Source organism: Halomonas sp. AOP7-B1-5 (assembly GCF_052353045.1).
In the GTDB taxonomy this organism is placed as follows: Bacteria; Pseudomonadota; Gammaproteobacteria; order Pseudomonadales; family Halomonadaceae; genus Vreelandella; species Vreelandella colorata.
Genome location: NZ_JBQTDC010000002.1, coordinates 153198 through 170287, shown reverse-complemented (window position 1 = coordinate 170287; position 17090 = coordinate 153198). Strand labels below are relative to the sequence as shown.

Below are 17090 nucleotides of genomic sequence, written 5' to 3'. Positions count from 1 at the left end.
GACGCATACGCGCGTGTTTTCTAATCAAAACGGAGAGGCACTCGTGGATAAAAAAGAGCCCAATCGCTCCCCAGAGGAGCCACAAGTCTCAGAGGGCATACCTGCCCCCGAAGGGGCGGCAAACCTGATCGATACCGATTACGTGATTGGTCAGGATAATATCACGACCAATAAAATGGGCTTTGACCTTGACCTACATGGCAAGGTGTTCAGTATCTCAGCGGCGATAGTGCTGCTCTTCGTGGTGTTAACTCTGGCGCTGCAAGACACTATCTCGCCGATATATGATGCCATTTTCAGCTTCTTGACCGGCAACCTATCGTGGTTCTTTATCGCGGCGGCTAACATATTCGTTATTCTATGTATTGGTTTGATTTTCTCCCCATTGGGTAAAATACGTCTGGGGGGAGCCGACGCAAAACCCGACTATACCTATATGGGTTGGTTCTCAATGCTGTTTGCTGCGGGTATGGGCATTGGCTTGATGTTCTTTGGTGTGAATGAGCCACTAACTCACTTCGGGACCTCGCTCGACGGTGGCAACTGGGCACCGTTAGGAGGCGCTGAGGGTGATGCTGCAGCTGCGACGTCGCTTGCCATGGCAGCAACGATTTACCACTGGGGCCTTCATCCTTGGGCTATTTACGCAATCGTGGCGCTTTCGCTGGCTCTGTTCTCGTTTAATAAGGGTTTGCCACTTTCCATGCGCTCGGTGTTCTACCCCATTTTGGGCGAGCGCGTTTGGGGATGGCCAGGCCACGTAATTGATATTCTAGCGGTATTTGCTTCACTCTTTGGCTTGGCCACCTCCTTGGGTCTTGGTGCTAGCCAAGCGGCCGCGGGTCTAACCTATCTGTTTGGTGCGCCGGAAGGCGACATCACAATGATCCTGTTGATTGTCGGTATTACGTTAGTGGCTATCGCCTCCATCGTGGCCGGCGTCGATAAGGGCGTGCAGCTGCTCTCCAAAATCAACATCGCCATGGCGGCGCTGCTGCTGTTCTTTGTGATTGCTGTAGGCCCGACCCTGTTCATTGCAACGGGCTTCTTTGAAAATCTATGGAGCTATGCGGCTAATTTCACTGCGCTCTCAAATCCTTTTGGCCGTGAAGATGCTAACTTTAGCCAAGGTTGGACAGCCTTCTACTGGGCCTGGTGGATTTCCTGGTCACCGTACGTTGGTATGTTTATCGCTCGCGTATCACGTGGTCGCACGGTTCGAGAGTTTTTGATTTCCGTACTTATCATACCGTCAGTGGTATCGGTACTTTGGATGACCACGTTTGGCGGCACGGCAATTGATCAATATGTGAGCCAGGGTATTAGCGCAGTACGTGACGCGGGCGTTGACCTTCAGCTGTTTATCATGCTGGAGCAGTTACCGCTGTCACAAATCACTTCCTTCATCGCAATCCTGTTGGTCATTGTGTTCTTTGTGACCTCATCCGACTCAGGCTCTCTCGTTATTGACTCGATCACGGCGGGCGGCAAAGTGGATGCGCCAACGCCACAGCGCGTGTTCTGGGCAATTATCGAAGGCGCCATTGCCATTGCATTGCTGCTGGGTGGCGGACTCACGGCCCTGCAAACCATGGCGGTTTCCACCGGGTTCCCGTTCACCATTATCTTGCTGGTGGCGTGCTACGCGATCATCAAAGGGTTGATGAGCGAACCCAAAGCGGTGTGATATATCTACGCGTACGACTAAAACGGGCAGCCTTTAGGCTGCCCGTTTTGCGTTGGCTAGTGAGGTATTAACACCATATATCCTTCAGGGGCGTATCTGGCCGGTAATGGGTTGCAATCTGCGCCTGCAGTAGCTCTGCCGTCGCTAGCGCATCAGTCAGGGCATGATGACCCTGATAGCTGGGTAAACCATAGCGCTCACGGCTCGCGTTTAAGCGTATTGAAACAGGCGGTCGCCCCACCCAGCGTCGAAATCGCGCCCATAGTGTTTGACGATGCATTCTTGCTTCAAGTGACATCGTATCAATCATCGGAAACATCACCCCCTCCCCACGCCGAGCTTTTATAGCGGCGTCTAGAAAAGGTCGCTCGATATTGCGAAAGTGGACGACGACCAAATGGCCTGCCAGCATTTCCAGTAACTCATTGAGAACGGCATCCAGGTCGGGCGCTTCAGCGACTTCAGAGTGGGTAATATGGTGAAAGGTAATGGAGGTTTCTGCCAGCGGACGAGATGGATTAACCACCCAGTAACGCCGCTCCGCAAGCTTTATACGATTAAGCGTAAACGGCACCACTCCAATACTTACAATCGCATGGCGGCGCTCATCCAAACCGGTGGTTTCTACATCCAGCGCCACCATGGGCACGTCGGCGATGGGCGTATCGGGCTCAGGCAGAGGCGTTGAGAAAAATCGCTTGATGTCAGCGTCTTTTGCACTGCCCGCGCGCTGCGCCATATAACCGGTCCAGTCGGCCTGGGTCACTTTTTGACGTGGACGAATACCTCGCATATTACGTCCTCTGCCGCTGTGCAGGCATAGGATAGCGGAATTTCAAAAACTTCTGAGCGTTGCTTAGCACCTGAAAAGCGTCTTTTAGCGTATGCCGTTCGCTATCATCTACGTTTTCAGGCTCGATATTATTATCCGGTGTGCGATCTTCCTGAATATCAATCATTTGATGACGTAAACGTGACATGCACATAAATTCAAACGCATAGCTCAACTTATCGCTGACCCCGGTTGCCAACAGTTGCGTATGATTGATGTCATTTAAGCGCTGAAACGTATTTTGAGCTTTCGAACCGCTGGCCAAGGCATGAATGCGAACCAAGTCCACCATCGGCGCGGTGCCCCGCCGCTTCAAGTTAATCGAGTTATTATGCTTGCCATCTTTTTCCATCACAAAGGTGCGAAAAAACCCGAGCGGTGGCGTACGGCCCAGCGCATTACGCGCCATTGCCGCCAAAAACAGCGGAGATTCTGCCGCGCGACTCGCAATTAAATCCTGCAAGGTTTCGACAAAATGATCCTCTCCATAGGTACTGTCTAAATCAAAAAAGATCGAACTTTGCAGCAGCTTTTTAGGCGTGGGATTGGAAATCCAGTCTTCAAAATAGTCTTTCCATACGCTCAGCGGCTGACGCCACTGTATATTGGTAGCCATAATGTCGCCCTTGCAGTAGGTATAGCCACAGGCATTTAACCCATCACTGACAAACTTGGCGAGCGCATAAAAATAAGCGTCATGCTCTTCGGGTACAAAGTCATCCGATAAAATGAGCGCATTATCCTGGTCAGTTACAATGCTCTGCTCATTGCGCGCCATGGAGCCATTGACCATAAAGCTGTAAGGCACGGGCGGAGGGCCAAGCTCTGCCTCGGCAAGTTCCAATAAGCGCCGGGTAAAGCTGCGCCCTATGGTTGAAAGCGCACTACCCACCATTTGCGAATTAGCGTCTTCCTGCACCATCCTGACAAACGACGCACGTACGTCTGGTGCCAGGCGAGCGAGCCCTTGAACGCTGGATTGGTTAAAAATATTGCTGACCAGGTAAAGTCCACTATGCGTTTCATAACGGATAATATCGGAAAGGTGCACAACCCCGACAGGGCGTTGGCGATAAAGCACCGGTAAATGGTGCACGTTATTGCGTAGCATGGTGAGCATCGCCTCATATACCGAGGCATCCGACTGGACAGTAATCAGGTGTGGCGAAGCCACATCGCCAATCGGCGTTTGCGGAGAGAGCCCTTCCGCCACGACACGCGTTCTAAAGTCGCTATCGGTAAAAATCCCCACCATATGCCACGTTTTGCCTTCGCTATCCTGAAAACTGTAACGTGGATTACCGGCATACTGCTTAATTACAATCGCCGCTGACGCCTGAGCGTCGCTGACCTGCTGGGCTGCCTGCTGAAGGCTGGTGGTCGCCTCGACCATGACCGGATAGCGGGTCACCAACTTGCGAATTCGCGTGACCATCATGTCATTGGATTTTTTTTGCTGTTCGGCAGCCGTTTCGAGACGTGGGCGTTCTAACTCTACAAAATCCGCAAAGTCATCGTCCTCTTCGCATAGCCGTTGAAACACATCCTTAGGAATAAAGTAGATGAGCGTGTCTTCAATCGCCTGCGCCGGGAAGCGCACTTTATGGTTACGCAGCAAGCTGAAGTGACCAAAAATATCGCCCTCCCCCAGCCGGTTATAAAGCTCGCCCTTGCGACGATAAACTTCAACGGCGCCGCTTCTTATAAAGCACAATTCATTAATGGCATCGTTGACCACCAGAATATAGCTGCCGGTTTTAAAGTAGCTGACCTCTACCCGCTCGGCAATAGCATCAAGCAGCTCGTCAGAGAGCCCATCAAAGGGAGGAAACTGGCCCATAAATTGGCGTATTTCAAGTAGCTCAACGTCCATGCGATCTCCTAAGATGAACTCGGTAAGCAAGTTAGTAGAGTTTGGATGGGTTCATTGCCACCGTAAACCCTGCAGACGATAAAAAGCCCGACACATAATGTGCCGGGCTTCGAGCGGTTATCCGCCATTTGCATGATATCTTTCAACCACTATGCAGGTCTAAGATAACTGACAGTATCGATAGGCGGGTCTAGCAGTCCTGTTGATGAGCCTGGACTTGATAAGCCAAGTTTTGATAACCGCGCACCTAATAAATTAGGACTCGCTTGCCATTTCTTGAACACGTTGCATCATTTCCGGATCTTGCTGAATGGACTGGCCGATAGCATTAAAGGTATCGACATCAAGGCCGCTGTCTTCAACCACTTGAATCATGCGGTCGTTAGCCTCTTCACGAACTTCCTGTTGTGCAGCTTCATCTTCTGCTTCCTGCAGACGCTGTGTGAACTCTTGCGAGATCACGGCGATTTCTTGGGAAGCATCGGCAAACTGCTGCAGCTGTTCGTCAGAAAAATCCTGGGCCGGTGCAGCTTGCTGGGTGGCCATTGGATCTTGAGCCGGATCCTGCGTTTGCTGGGCATTGGCAGTAGTTGCCATTAAACCAGTGGCGAGCAGGGCAGCTGAGAACAAAGCAGTTAAACGTTGCATATAAAGAAACCTCATTGACGCGTTGTGAATGTGTGAAGTGTGACGCGATGATTCAAAACAGGTTCAAATTTTTTAAGTAAAAGAATGTAAAAAATTCAATAACGCTAATTTTTACGACTTACACTAGCTGTCTAAGAACTATAATTATTAATAAATATCAGTGAGATAAAAAAATGGATGGATTTTCGGCAGGCCGAGCAGCAATGCCAGGAATTTTTGTACTTTTATGGAGTACTGGGTTTATCGGCGCAAAATTTGGTCTACCCTACGCCGAACCTTTTAGCTTTTTATCCATTCGTTTTACGCTCACTCTATTGCTATTAGTGCCCTTGGTACTTGTTATGCGAATCCCGTGGCCATCGCCGCTTGCGTTATGGGGCCATATCGCGCTTTCAGGCATATTGGTACATGGGATCTATTTAGGCGGCGTGTTTTACGGCATTTACCTGGGCATGCCCGCAGGGCTCGCCGCGTTGCTTGTTGGCCTGCAACCGCTATTAACGGCAGCCTGTGCGGGGCCCTTATTGGGCGAGCATTTATCCAAACGCCAATGGCTTGGCTTAGTGCTTGGCTTGGTCGGTATCTGCCTGGTGCTGGGCAGCAAGCTTGAGATAGGCGACGCCCTGTTTGCGGGATTTGGCGGTCAAGCGCTGCTTTGTGTCTTCGCGGCCCTACTGGGTATCTCGCTGGGAACACTTTATCAAAAGCGTTACTGCACCCATATGCCGTTACTTTCAGGGACAATTATTCAATATATTGGAGCAAGCGTGCTGCTGGGCGGAGGCGCAATGTTATTTGAAACGCGCCAGATTGAGTGGAGCAGCACGTTTATTATTACCCTGGGCTGGCTGGTGCTGGTGTTATCAATTGCGGCCATTTTACTGCTCATGGCATTAATCAAAAAAGGCGAAGCATCGCGCGTCGCCAGTCTTTTCTACCTAGTGCCTCCAGTTACCGCTCTTCAAGCCTGGTGGCTGTTTGATGAGCGACTTCCTCTGATAGGCATAGCGGGTATGGTGATTGCACTGGCGGGCGTGTTGATAGTGGTGCGCAGCACCAAAAAAACCGCCCCGGCAGATTAACCTAAATCCGTTCTAAATAGTCGACGCCGCCCAGGTTACGCATTTGCTGACGAATCCACTGGCTGCGCCGCTCTACCTGGGCATCTGGACGCGAGGCGCTACGGGTTCGCGGACTGGGCAAAATAGCGGCTAAAAGGCTGGCCTGACGCTCAGACAGCGCACTTGCCGACACTCCGAAGTAGTGTTGTGAGGCGGCTTCCAAGCCAAACACCCCGCGATCCCACTCAGCCACGTTAAGGTAGACCTCAAGAATGCGCTGCTTGCTCCAGAGCGTTTCAACCAGCAGGGTAAACCAGGCCTCTAGGCCTTTTCGTGTCCAACTGCGCCCACTCCATAGGAAAACGTTTTTGGCGGTTTGCTGACTCAGCGTACTCGCCCCACGTAGGCGACCGCCGTCTTGGCTTGCCTGCCAGGCACGCCGCAGCTCAACAAGATCAAAGCCACGGTGTACTGGAAAACGCTGATCTTCCGCAGCAATAACGGCAAGTTTGGCACTGCTGGAGAGGTTGTCCCAGCTACGCCATTGGCGTTGTATCGTAATCGGTTCGCTAGTGATCCAGCTTTGTATTTTGCGCTCCACCATTACCATTGACCCGGGCGGTGGAACAACACGAAATAGCAAAACCAGCGCTACAGAAAGAAGCGCAAACAATAGCGCGCCGCGCCACACAAGACGCCATACCTGACGAAGAAAGCGGCGCAGCGCGCGATTGAGCATTTCGGTATCCTTAACGCTTCATGAGATGTTCCGCATGATAACGCAGATGGTCCTCAATGAACGAGGCAATAAAGAAGTAACTATGGTCGTAACCCGGCTGACGGCGCAGCGTTAGCGGATGATCATGTTCTTCACATACCGCCTCTAACCGCTCGGGCTTGAGCTGCTCTTCCAAAAACTGATCCGCTTCGCCCTGGTCGATAAATAGCCGCTGACGCGATGCGCCGTTGGCGACCAGTTCGCAGGCGTCATACTGGCGCCAGCTTGACGGGTCATCCCCCAGATAGCTGGTAAAGGCTTTCTGCCCCCAGGGGCAGTTCATCGGATTCACGATCGGTGAAAAAGCCGAGACCGAGCTAAAACGCCCCGGATGGCGCAAGGCAAGAATCAATGCGCCATGGCCGCCCATCGAATGGCCGCTAATCGACTCGCGGCCGTTAACCGGAAAATGCTGGCGCACCACCGACGGCAGCTCTTCGATAATATAATCGTACATCCGGTAGTTCGACTTCCAGGGAGCCTGGGTCGCATTAACGTAAAACCCTGCCCCCGATCCCAAGTCGTAGCTATCGTGTTCACCCGGTAAATCCGTGCCACGCGGGCTGGTATCAGGGCAAACAATGGCAATACCCAGCTCTGCGGCTACCCGCTGCGCGCCGGCTTTCTGCATAAAGTTTTCGTCGTTACAGGTAAGCCCGGACAGCCACCATAAAAGCGGTACCCGTTCGCTCTCGGCTTGAGGCGGTAGATAAACCGCAAACTCCATATCGCAATCCAGCGCCCGGGAGTAGTGGCGGTAGCGCTTGTGCCAGCCACCAAAACTACGGTTGGCAGACACCAGTTCTAAGGTTTCACTCATGCTCATGGGGCAGGCTCCTTGCGAAAAGAGAAGCGCGGCAGAGCTGCCTGCCGCGCTTTAACATACGATTAGCACAAACATACGATTAGCAATAACGTACTATTCGCGATGTTCAATCAGCGCTGATCTGTAAGTACTAATTTATAAACGCAAATCTATAAACGCTGATCTATAAAAAGATAGTACTCAGAAATGCAGGACGGTACGAATACTCTTACCGGCATGCAGCAGCTCAAACGCTTCGTTGATTTTCTCAAACGGCATATCGTGAGTAATAAAATCATCAATATTGATTTCACCGTTCATATAACGTTCAACATAACCTGGGAGCTCGCTACGTCCCTTAACGCCGCCAAATGCAGAGCCTTTCCAGACGCGTCCGGTCACTAACTGGAAGGGACGTGTGGAAATTTCTTCGCCCGCACCGGCAACGCCGATAACGATCGATTCGCCCCAGCCTTTATGACAGCACTCGAGCGCTGAGCGCATGACATTAACGTTACCGATACATTCAAACGAGTAATCCACGCCGCCGTCGGTCAAATCGACAATGACTTGCTGAATTGAGTCGCTGTAATCCTTGGGGTTTACAAAGTCGGTCGCGCCAAACTGCTTGGCCAACTCAAATTTATCCGCGTTGACATCAATCGCAATAATACGGCCAGCTTTAGCCATCACTGCGCCCTGGATAACCGCCAAACCAATCGCACCTAAACCGAATACAGCGACGGTGGCGCCTGGCTCTACTTTCGCTGTGTTGAGTACCGCACCGATACCGGTGGTGACGCCGCAACCCAGTAGGCAGATTTTATCCATCGGAGCTTCTTTGGAAACCACGGCCAGGGAGACTTCCGGCAGAACGGTGTATTCGCTGAATGTCGACGTGCCCATATAATGATGGAGCATTTTTCCGTCGAGCGAGAAGCGCGAGGTGCCGTCAGGCATGACGCCTTTCCCCTGGGTCGCGCGTACGCTGCCACACAAGTTGGTTTTGCCGGAAAGACAGAACTTACATTTGCCACACTCAGCGGTATACAGCGGAATAACGTGGTCACCGGGCTTAAGACTGGTCACTCCTTCGCCAACTTCTTGAACCACACCGGCGCCTTCGTGACCCAGCACCGAGGGGAAGAGCCCTTCGGGGTCAGCGCCTGAAAGCGTGTACGCATCGGTGTGACAAACGCTGGTAGCCGCCATTTTAACCAGCACTTCACCCGCTTTCGGACCCTCTACATCAATTTCAACCAGCTCTAGAGGTTTACCCGCTTCTAATGCAACGGCAGCACGTGATTTCATCAGTTGACTCCTCAATACAGCAACGGCGTCAAGCCGCCTAAACGAATAGCTAAATAGCCGTGGTACTGCCAGTGTAAGACAGCTAGGGGCTAGGGAAAAAGCGGGATATACTCATAATATTATTGCCACTGAGCAACAATTTACCGACAACAGGGTAACCATGCAGCGTTGGGATCGCGTCGAAGCTTTTATTGAAGTGGTTCGCCTGGGCACATTCTCAGCCGCAGCCAGCCATCTTAAAGTATCCACTTCACATATTAGCCGTTTAGTAAGCCAGCTTGAGAACCAGCTGGGCATTCAACTTTTATACCGTACCACGCGCCAGATCCGCTTAACGGATGCTGGAGCATTATATATTGAGCACTGCCAACACCTGTTTGATGGCTTGAAAGATGCAGAACAAGCCATTAGTGAGCTACAGGCCAAACCGCGCGGCATGCTAAGGCTCACTTCTGCAACAACGTTTGGCGAACGCTACATAGCGCCGCTGGTTAATAACTTTCAATGCCTGCACCCGGAGCTTGACGTGCATATGCATTTTACTAATCGACCGGTTGAGTTAATTGAGGAAGGCTTTGATATCGCTATTAGAATGGGGGTTTTAAAGGACTCTAGCTTAATTGCCCGACGCCTGTGCGAGCGGCGCGAATATGTCGTGGGTTCGCAGGCCTACTTTCGCCAAACACCGCCACCGCATACGCTGGCCGAGCTTAGCCAGCATCGCTGTCTGGTAGGTTCACGGCCAAGCTGGCTGTTTGATGTAAACGGCCAGCGCCGTGAAGTACGGGTAGAAGGCTGCTGGACCGGTAACTCTGGGCCCGCCCTGCTGGATGCAGCGCTTAAAGGATTAGGTTTGGCCCAACTGCCCGATTATTACGTGGCGCCCCATCTGGCAAGCGGTGAGCTGGTGGCAGTGCTGGAACCTTTTCAACATTATGATACGGCGGTTTGGGCGGTTTACCCCCGACACCGGCATCTTTCCCCCAAAATTCGCCAGCTGGTCGATTACCTGGTGGCTAATATTGCCCAGGTGTTGCCAAACACTCAAACGAATTAACGGTTTTAGCGCTGACTTCTCATTTATCGCTGATGGCGCAGCGCTATAGTCCATTCGTCGAAAGATTATTAACAAGGGTAGTGTGCTAGCACACAAAGGTGACGATATAATGAACATGCAGAATTGAATGTTTCTGTCAGTAAAACCGTGACCCTCGACCCTTAAGGATAAGGTATGCAACTTCCCCCACCTAACTGGCCTATTGATTTTCGCATTACGCTACTGCGGGCCACTCTTTATGTGCTGTTTATTGGCGGCATCGCTCAAGGCGCTTATTTGGAAGCTGTGTATTTACCTTCGGTACGCTTTACCGAGCTGGGTTTTACTGAATTTTCCCAAACGCTCACGCTTGCCAGCTGCTGCGGGCTATTGATCTATATTCGTCAGGTGCTCAAGGTATGGCCCAATGTCACTCTGCTTATGCTGGCCTTTGTTGCAGCCTCGCTAATCCGCGAGCAGGATTACTTTTTCGATGAGTTTGTGGCGGATAATAGCTGGAAGGTCCTTGTTGCATTAATCATTTTGCCCTCTATTGGCTGGGTGGTATATCAACGTCGACGCTTTATCGCTGAGTTTGCCCACTACAGCAACACCTTTTCGTTCGGACTGTTTGCGGGCGGCGTGCTGACGACCTACATCTTCTCGCGCCTTTATGGACGCCAGATTTTTTGGCGTGCCGTGCTTGAAGACAACTACGTGCGCATTTTTAAAGATGTCGCTGAAGAGGTGATAGAGCTTTTAGGCTATAGTCTGATTCTATTTGCCATTATCGAGCTTCTACTTCTCGCCTTACGTATCCGCAAAGCGCATAGCGTCTAGCAAAACCCGCTAATTCATCCCGTCTGTGGATAAACGCCGCCTGAAGCCTATTCAGGCGGCGTTTCATTTTTTAAATCCCGCTATACGCAAAGCCGTTTGCGCCGCCTGATGCTTCAACGTAGTGTCGGCCACTAGGCCCCTTTGGGCGTTTTTTACTAAAAAACCACTCACTGACGACATAAAACTTATGACAAACTCCAAAAATAGCGAAGAACATCTAAAGCGCGGTGCCTTTACCCGCTTTCTTGATAGTGTGGAATGGCTAGGCAACCTGCTTCCGCATCCCGTTACTCTGTTTGCCATTTTATGTGTGCTTGTGGTGGTTGCCAGCGGTATCGCCGGGGCTTTAGGTGTATCGGTGGCTGATCCGCGCCCCGCCAACGAGGGCGAATGGATCGCGGTTAACTCGCTGCTAAACGCGGAAGGCTTACGTCGCTTAGTGACCGAGATGGTGACGAACTTCACAGGCTTTGCGCCACTAGGTACCGTGTTGGTCGCCATGCTGGGCGTTGGCGTGGCCGAACACTCAGGGCTACTGTCTGCCAGCATGCGCGCTCTAGTGCTTAACCGCTCGCCGCGCATCGTTACCTACGCCGTCGTGTTTGCGGGCATCATGTCCAATATGGCGGCCGAGCTTGGTTACGTTGTGCTCATTCCTCTCGCGGCGATGATCTTTCATTCGCTGGGCCGCCATCCATTAGCGGGTCTTGCTGCGGCTTTTTGTGGGGTATCCGGGGGCTACAGCGCGAATCTTTTGATTGGCACCGTCGATCCTCTGCTTTCAGGTATTACCCAAGAGGCCGCGCGGTTATTGGACCCAACCTACATAGTGGGCGCTGAAGCAAACTGGTTCTTCATGTTTGCCAGCACGTTCTTTGTGACCTTAATCGGTGGCTTGGTCACCGAGCGCATCGTGGAACCCAAGCTAGGTAAATTTGACGCCTCTTATGCCGATAGCAGCATTGACCAGCAGCGTATGGAAGGCCTAACTGATGGCGAAAAGCGTGCCTTAAAAGGCACTGGTTTAGCAGCCCTTGTTCTGGCTTCCATCATCGCCGTTATGGTGGTTCCCGAAGGCGGTATTCTGCGTAACCCAGAAACCGGCTTAGTGAGTGGATCACCTTTTTTACGCGGTATCGTGGTTATCGTAGCGGTTGCCTTCACGTTGCTGGGCTTCACCTACGGGCGCTTAGCAGGCACGATGCATAATGATCGTGACGTGGTAAACGCCATGGCCAAAAGCATGAGCAGCCTTGGACTGTATATCGTGCTGGTTTTCTTTGCCGCTCAGTTTGTGGCGCTGTTTAACTGGAGCAACTTTGGTACCGTCACCGCCGTTGCGGGCGCCGACTTGCTTGAGTCTCTTGGCTTACGCGGCCCCGGCTTGTTTGCCCTGTTTATTCTTATGTGCGCCTTCGTTAACCTTTCGCTCGGAAGCGCGTCGGCCCAGTGGGCAGTGACAGCGCCCATCTTTGTACCCATGCTGATGCTGATGGGCTACGCCCCGGAAGTTATCCAGGCCGCTTATCGTATCGGTGACTCGGTCACCAACCTGATCACTCCGATGATGAGCTACTTTGGCTTGATTCTGGCCGTTGCCACTCGCTACCGCAACGACATGGGCATCGGCACCCTGGTCGCGCTGATGCTGCCCTATACCTTGTTCATGCTGGTGGGCTGGAGCATTTTGTTTTTCATCTGGGTGTTCGTGTTTGGGCTACCGGTCGGCCCGGGGGCCGCCACCTACTACACGCTATAAAAAGCCAACTGCACGAAAAAGCCCGCCGTTCAAAGAACGGCGGGCTTTTGCTTTCCACGACTCACTACTTACTATTTACCACTCACGCGTCACTACTCATCCAGGAACGAGCGCAGCGGCTCAGAACGCGACGGATGGCGAAGCTTACGCAGGGCTTTGGCCTCAATCTGACGAATCCGTTCACGGGTTACATCAAACTGCTTGCCAACTTCTTCCAGCGTATGATCGGTATTCATATCAATACCGAACCGCATGCGCAGTACTTTAGCTTCACGCGCTGTCAAGCCGCCAAGTACGTTGCGAGTCGCTTCGATAAGACCTTCGCCGGTGGCCATATCAATGGGCAGCAGCATCGTGCCGTCCTCGATAAAGTCTCCCAGATGCGAGTCGTCATCATCACCAATCGGCGTCTCCATGGAGATCGGCTCTTTGGCAATTTTAAGCACCTTGCGTACTTTGTCTTCCGGCATTTCCAGACGTTCGCCCAGCTCTTCCGGTGTCGGCTCGCGGCCCATTTCTTGCAGCATCTGGCGCGACACGCGGTTAAGCTTGTTGATCGTCTCGATCATATGCACCGGAATACGAATAGTCCGCGCCTGATCCGCAATCGAGCGGGTGATCGCCTGACGAATCCACCAGGTAGCATAAGTAGAGAACTTATAACCCCGACGGTATTCGAACTTATCCACGGCCTTCATCAACCCGATATTGCCTTCCTGAATCAGATCCAGGAACTGCAGGCCACGGTTGGTGTACTTCTTGGCAATCGAGATAACCAGACGCAGGTTAGCCTCAACCATCTCTTTCTTGGCGCGACGTGCTTTCGCCTCACCAATCGACAGTTTGCGATTCACCTCTTTCAAATCCGCCACGGTGAGCTGCACCATGTCTTCTTCGAAAGCAATTTTACGCTGCGAACGGGCGATATCAGAACGTAGTGGCTCAAGACGATCAGCGTACTTGGGCTGCGCTTCCTGAAAAGCATCCAACCATTTGGGGTTAGATTCGCTACCCGGGAACGACTTGATAAACGTCTTGCGCGGCACTTTGGCTTTTTTAACGCAAAGCTGCATGACCGCTTTTTCCTGGGCACGCACTTGCTCAACACTAATACGTACCTGACCTACCAGGCGCTCAAAGTGTTTCGGCACCAGCTTGATCGGCGAGAAAAGCTCAGCAAGACGTGTCTGCTCGGCTTTTAGCTCAGCGCTACCACGCCCATGCTTAGCAAGCGCCGCCTGGGCTAACGCGTTTTGCTCACGAATTTGCTCAAAGCGTGCCCGCGCCTCTTCCGGGTCCGGGCCACCTTCGCTGGCGTTGGAGTCTTCGTCATCCTCATCGCCATCGTCGTCACCGTCTTCGTCGTCGCTTAAGTCGGTGTCTACCTCAGGTTCAGGCACATCCGCTTCGGCAACGCCGGGAATACCTTCATCCGGGTCGATAAACCCTGAGAAGAGATCCGACAAACGACCAGGAGCTTCCTCATCCTGAGTGGCGTCGTAAGCATCCAGAATTGAGGCGACGGCACCTGGCAGGTAGGCCAGCGCCGACATCACTTCACGGGTGCCCTCTTCGATCCGCTTGGCAATTTCGATTTCGCCTTCACGGGTCAAGAGTTCTACTGTACCCATTTCACGCATATACATGCGTACAGGGTCTGTGGTGCGACCCACGTCGCTTTCCACGGCGGCGAGTGCCGCAACGGCCTCTTCCGCAGCGGACTCATCCGTGGAGTGATCCGACATCATCAAAGTGTCTTCATCAGGCGCTTCTTCAGCAACACGGATACCCATGTCGTTGATCATGCCAATGATGTCTTCCACTTGATCCGGGTCGGCGATATCCTCGGGTAGATGGTCGTTGACCTCGGCATAAGTCAGGTAACCCTGCTCTTTGCCGCGCGCGATCAACTCCTTCAGACGTGACTGCTGCTGCGCATTTCCAGCCATAGAAACCCTATCTCGACGAAGAAGAATGAAACACCTAGAGCGCTGAATCGATTAAACTCAACAAGCCGAACAGTATAGCGTAAATTGCTGTATTTTTTCCAGCGAAACGTATTTGCGCGGTCATTCAGGTGTGTTAGGTTGTTCGGTTAGGCCAGCACTTGGTGACTGACCCTATATCTGGTGCTGGTAAGGGCAAAATTCAACCCCTCTTCCAACACCGGTTAAAATCGCTGAGCCAATTCAACTACCAAACTGGCCAAGCGCTGACGCTGCTGCTTATCAAGCTTCTGTCCGGCACGCTCCTGAGCCAACAGCGCTTCGTACTCTTCCTGGGGCGAACGCTTACGCTGCTTCTGCTGTAAATGCTCAATCAACCCCGTTAACTCTGCTTCCCGTGCTACCTTGGGAATCAACAACTCGCGCTTGGCAAACGCTGCTAATACCTGGCCTTGCGAGCTGCCCTGAAAATGCGCCAATACCACCTGCGGACTGCGATAACGCCCAGCTTGCAAGAGCGTAATTAAATCACGACATAGCGGCGCGTCGTCATCTTCAGGCAGCCAATCCAAGCTCTCGGGCACGGCTGACACAACGCTCGGTTCATGAAGCAGCAGCTGTACAATGCGCCCCACCGGAGTAAGCACTTGGCTACGCGTCCGCGGCTTCGGCGGCTGAGGAGTTGCTTGACCTATATCCTCTTCAACCTCGGGTTCCGCGACGGGCTCCCAATATGCCTGCTCTTTGGGTGGCGCTGCGCGCTTTTCCAACAACACTTGAAGCTGTTGTTGCGCCAAACCACTGCGCTTAGCCAAGGCTTCAAGCAGCAATGATTTGAGCATCCCGTCGGGCACTTTATTCAATGCTTCGAGTACCTGGCTCGCAAAACGTTCGCGCCCTTCCACCGTATTCAGGTCACGCCCTTGCGCGGCCTGCTCAAACAAAAACTCCGAAAGCGGCATCGCACAGGTTACGCGGTCTTTAAAAGCCTCGCTTCCCTCACGGCGTACCAGTGTATCGGGGTCATCGCCTTCCGGCAGAAACAGAAAACGCGCCTCGCGGCCATCAATCATCAACGGCAGCGCGGTTTCAAGCGCCCGGCTCGCAGCCTGACGGCCAGCCCGGTCACCGTCGAAACAGAACACCACCCGACTAACCAGGCGAAACAGGCGGCTCAGATGATCCTCGGTCGTCGCGGTCCCCAAGGTAGCAACGGCGTTATGGATGCCGTACTGCGCTAGCGCAACGACATCCATATAGCCTTCGACCATAACCAATTGCTCAAGCTTGCTTGACGCTTGGCGCGCTTCATAAAGGCCATAAAGTTCACGCCCTTTATGGAACACCGGCGTTTCCGGCGAATTGAGGTACTTAGGCTGCTCATCGCCCATCACTCGACCGCCAAACGCGATAGTCCGCCCACGTAAATCACGAATCGGGAACATCACCCGGTCACGAAAGCGGTCGTAGGTACGCCCGGTATCTTCGCGATGGATCAGCAGGCCATACTCCACCTGAACAGGCTCTGAAATTTCACGCTCGCTCAGATGCTGTTTAAGCGCCTCCCAACCGCCCGGCGCATAGCCTATGCCGTAAGTTTGAATCACCTCAGCAGAAAGCCCGCGATTCTCCAGATAGCGCTGGGCATTCTGCCCGTCACGCATCTTTAGCCGCTCGCGATAAAAACTAGCGGCAAGTTCGAGCAGGTTAACGCCCTCTTTGCGCTTTTTTTCTCGCTGCTGGGCACGCGGGTCATCGGCGCCTTCACGCGGTACATCAAGCCCTAAACGCCCCGCCAACTGCTCGACTGCCTCAGGAAAAGGCAGCTTGTCATACTCCATCAGAAAGCGTAGCGCATTCCCGTGTACTCCACAGCCAAAGCAGTGATAGAACTGCTTGTCGGCACTCACGGTGAAAGACGGCGTTTTCTCCTGATGAAAAGGACAAAGACCCGAGTAATTCCGGCCAGCTTTTTTAAGCTGCACGCGCTCACCAACCACTTCCACCACGTCAACGCGGCCCAGAAGATCGTCAATAAAACGCTGTGGAATCTGGCCTGCCATGAAAGACGAGCATCCTCGCGCAGTGCGCTAAGCGCGTGTTTAACGTCATCAGGCGCTTTACCTAATCACCTTAAACAGCGCAAAAACCTGAAAAACAAACGGCCACCTAGTGGCGGCCGTTTGGCATCCCTCTTGAGACAACCAGCTAACTACTCTGGTTCTCCCCAGGTACGGATCAATAGAGCCGTTCGAAACGCTTTTGCTCACGCTGAACTTTCTTGGCGTGGCGTTTTACGGCAGCTGCCGCTTTGCGTTTACGCTCAGCAGTCGGCTTCTCATAGTGCTCGCGGCGGCGTACTTCGGAAAGAACACCGGCTTTTTCGCAAGAACGCTTGAAGCGACGCAGGGCGACGTCAAACGGCTCGTTATCACGTACTTTTACAGAAGGCATTAAGCACTCACCTACCTTAAGGAGTCTTGAGTTCGAAAGTACGTACAGCATAAACGCATT

Annotated in this window: 14 protein-coding genes; 5 read left to right on the top strand and 9 right to left on the bottom strand. The window is 52.7% G+C overall.

Features of this window, described 5'->3' with window-relative positions:
* Positions 1–43: 43 nt before the first annotated feature.
* Entirely contained in the window at positions 44–1687 is a 1644-nt protein-coding gene (locus ACT3XD_RS02020; protein WP_192536998.1) for a BCCT family transporter, read from the top strand.
* 67 nt (positions 1688–1754) lie between these two features.
* Here the strand turns inward: ACT3XD_RS02020 and ACT3XD_RS02015 are convergent, their stop codons facing one another.
* The 3 genes from ACT3XD_RS02015 to ACT3XD_RS02005 all read right to left on the bottom strand — a co-directional run bounded on the left by ACT3XD_RS02015 (position 1755) and on the right by ACT3XD_RS02005 (position 5040).
* Entirely contained in the window at positions 1755–2480 is a 726-nt protein-coding gene (locus tag ACT3XD_RS02015) for a 3'-5' exonuclease (protein ID WP_192536997.1), read from the bottom strand.
* Position 2481: 1 nt separating this feature from the next.
* Positions 2482–4392, bottom strand: a complete 1911-nt coding sequence (locus ACT3XD_RS02010; RefSeq protein WP_192536996.1) for a putative nucleotidyltransferase substrate binding domain-containing protein — start codon at positions 4390–4392, stop codon at positions 2482–2484.
* A gap of 255 nt (positions 4393–4647) precedes the next feature.
* Positions 4648–5040 carry a DUF4168 domain-containing protein gene (locus ACT3XD_RS02005; RefSeq protein ID WP_192536995.1) on the bottom strand — a complete coding sequence of 131 codons (393 nt, stop codon included), beginning with the start codon at positions 5038–5040 and terminating at the stop codon, positions 4648–4650.
* 173 nt (positions 5041–5213) lie between these two features.
* Here ACT3XD_RS02005 and ACT3XD_RS02000 point away from each other — a divergent pair, with 173 nt between their 5' ends.
* The gene (locus tag ACT3XD_RS02000) at positions 5214–6122 is read left to right on the top strand and encodes a DMT family transporter (protein ID WP_192536994.1); all 909 of its coding nucleotides are present in this window, start codon (positions 5214–5216) and stop codon (positions 6120–6122) included.
* Between the two features lies 1 nt (position 6123).
* Here ACT3XD_RS02000 and mtgA read toward each other — a convergent pair whose 3' ends face one another.
* The 3 genes from mtgA to ACT3XD_RS01985 form a co-directional block, all read right to left on the bottom strand.
* Positions 6124–6840, bottom strand: coding sequence for a monofunctional biosynthetic peptidoglycan transglycosylase (mtgA, locus tag ACT3XD_RS01995; protein WP_192536993.1), 717 nt, complete (start codon positions 6838–6840; stop codon positions 6124–6126).
* A gap of 10 nt (positions 6841–6850) precedes the next feature.
* The gene (gene fghA / locus ACT3XD_RS01990; RefSeq protein WP_192536992.1) at positions 6851–7705 is read right to left on the bottom strand and encodes an S-formylglutathione hydrolase; all 855 of its coding nucleotides are present in this window, start codon (positions 7703–7705) and stop codon (positions 6851–6853) included.
* 180 nt (positions 7706–7885) lie between these two features.
* Entirely contained in the window at positions 7886–8995 is a 1110-nt protein-coding gene (locus ACT3XD_RS01985) for an S-(hydroxymethyl)glutathione dehydrogenase/class III alcohol dehydrogenase (RefSeq protein ID WP_192536991.1), read from the bottom strand.
* Between the two features lie 160 nt (positions 8996–9155).
* Here ACT3XD_RS01985 and ACT3XD_RS01980 point away from each other — a divergent pair, with 160 nt between their 5' ends.
* From ACT3XD_RS01980 to ACT3XD_RS01970, 3 genes are all read left to right on the top strand, one after another.
* Positions 9156–10052 (top strand): LysR substrate-binding domain-containing protein, encoded by an 897-nt coding sequence (locus ACT3XD_RS01980; RefSeq protein ID WP_192536990.1) that lies wholly within the window; start codon positions 9156–9158, stop codon positions 10050–10052.
* 174 nt (positions 10053–10226) lie between these two features.
* Positions 10227–10871, top strand: coding sequence for a hypothetical protein (locus tag ACT3XD_RS01975; protein WP_192536989.1), 645 nt, complete (start codon positions 10227–10229; stop codon positions 10869–10871).
* Positions 10872–11058: 187 nt separating this feature from the next.
* Entirely contained in the window at positions 11059–12630 is a 1572-nt protein-coding gene (locus ACT3XD_RS01970; protein ID WP_192536988.1) for an AbgT family transporter, read from the top strand.
* Between the two features lie 92 nt (positions 12631–12722).
* On the opposite strand, the gene rpoD is transcribed toward ACT3XD_RS01970, so the two are convergent.
* The 3 genes from rpoD to rpsU form a co-directional block, all read right to left on the bottom strand.
* Entirely contained in the window at positions 12723–14579 is a 1857-nt protein-coding gene (gene rpoD, locus ACT3XD_RS01965) for an RNA polymerase sigma factor RpoD (protein WP_192536987.1), read from the bottom strand.
* Positions 14580–14800: 221 nt separating this feature from the next.
* On the bottom strand, positions 14801–16639 hold the full coding sequence (dnaG, locus tag ACT3XD_RS01960) for a DNA primase (RefSeq protein WP_192536986.1): 1839 nt from the start codon (positions 16637–16639) through the stop codon (positions 14801–14803).
* Between the two features lie 175 nt (positions 16640–16814).
* Complete coding sequence (gene rpsU, locus ACT3XD_RS01955; protein WP_008956349.1) at positions 16815–17030, bottom strand: 30S ribosomal protein S21; 216 nt, start codon at positions 17028–17030, stop codon at positions 16815–16817.
* Positions 17031–17090: the final 60 nt, after the last annotated feature.

What these genes read in the sequence shown, in the direction of transcription:
- mtgA (WP_192536993.1), bottom strand. Translation starts at nt 6,840, where the DNA reads ATGCTCAATCGCGCGCTGCGCCGCTTTCTTCGTCAGGTATGGCGTCTT.
- ACT3XD_RS02000 (WP_192536994.1), top strand. Translation starts at nt 5,214, where the DNA reads ATGGATGGATTTTCGGCAGGCCGAGCAGCAATGCCAGGAATTTTTGTA.
- ACT3XD_RS01975 (WP_192536989.1), top strand. Translation starts at nt 10,227, where the DNA reads ATGCAACTTCCCCCACCTAACTGGCCTATTGATTTTCGCATTACGCTA.
- ACT3XD_RS02015 (WP_192536997.1), bottom strand. Translation starts at nt 2,480, where the DNA reads ATGCGAGGTATTCGTCCACGTCAAAAAGTGACCCAGGCCGACTGGACC.
- fghA (WP_192536992.1), bottom strand. Translation starts at nt 7,705, where the DNA reads ATGAGCATGAGTGAAACCTTAGAACTGGTGTCTGCCAACCGTAGTTTT.
- ACT3XD_RS01970 (WP_192536988.1), top strand. Translation starts at nt 11,059, where the DNA reads ATGACAAACTCCAAAAATAGCGAAGAACATCTAAAGCGCGGTGCCTTT.
- rpoD (WP_192536987.1), bottom strand. Translation starts at nt 14,579, where the DNA reads ATGGCTGGAAATGCGCAGCAGCAGTCACGTCTGAAGGAGTTGATCGCG.
- dnaG (WP_192536986.1), bottom strand. Translation starts at nt 16,639, where the DNA reads ATGGCAGGCCAGATTCCACAGCGTTTTATTGACGATCTTCTGGGCCGC.
- ACT3XD_RS02005 (WP_192536995.1), bottom strand. Translation starts at nt 5,040, where the DNA reads ATGCAACGTTTAACTGCTTTGTTCTCAGCTGCCCTGCTCGCCACTGGT.
- ACT3XD_RS02010 (WP_192536996.1), bottom strand. Translation starts at nt 4,392, where the DNA reads ATGGACGTTGAGCTACTTGAAATACGCCAATTTATGGGCCAGTTTCCT.
- rpsU (WP_008956349.1), bottom strand. Translation starts at nt 17,030, where the DNA reads ATGCCTTCTGTAAAAGTACGTGATAACGAGCCGTTTGACGTCGCCCTG.
- ACT3XD_RS01985 (WP_192536991.1), bottom strand. Translation starts at nt 8,995, where the DNA reads ATGAAATCACGTGCTGCCGTTGCATTAGAAGCGGGTAAACCTCTAGAG.
- ACT3XD_RS01980 (WP_192536990.1), top strand. Translation starts at nt 9,156, where the DNA reads ATGCAGCGTTGGGATCGCGTCGAAGCTTTTATTGAAGTGGTTCGCCTG.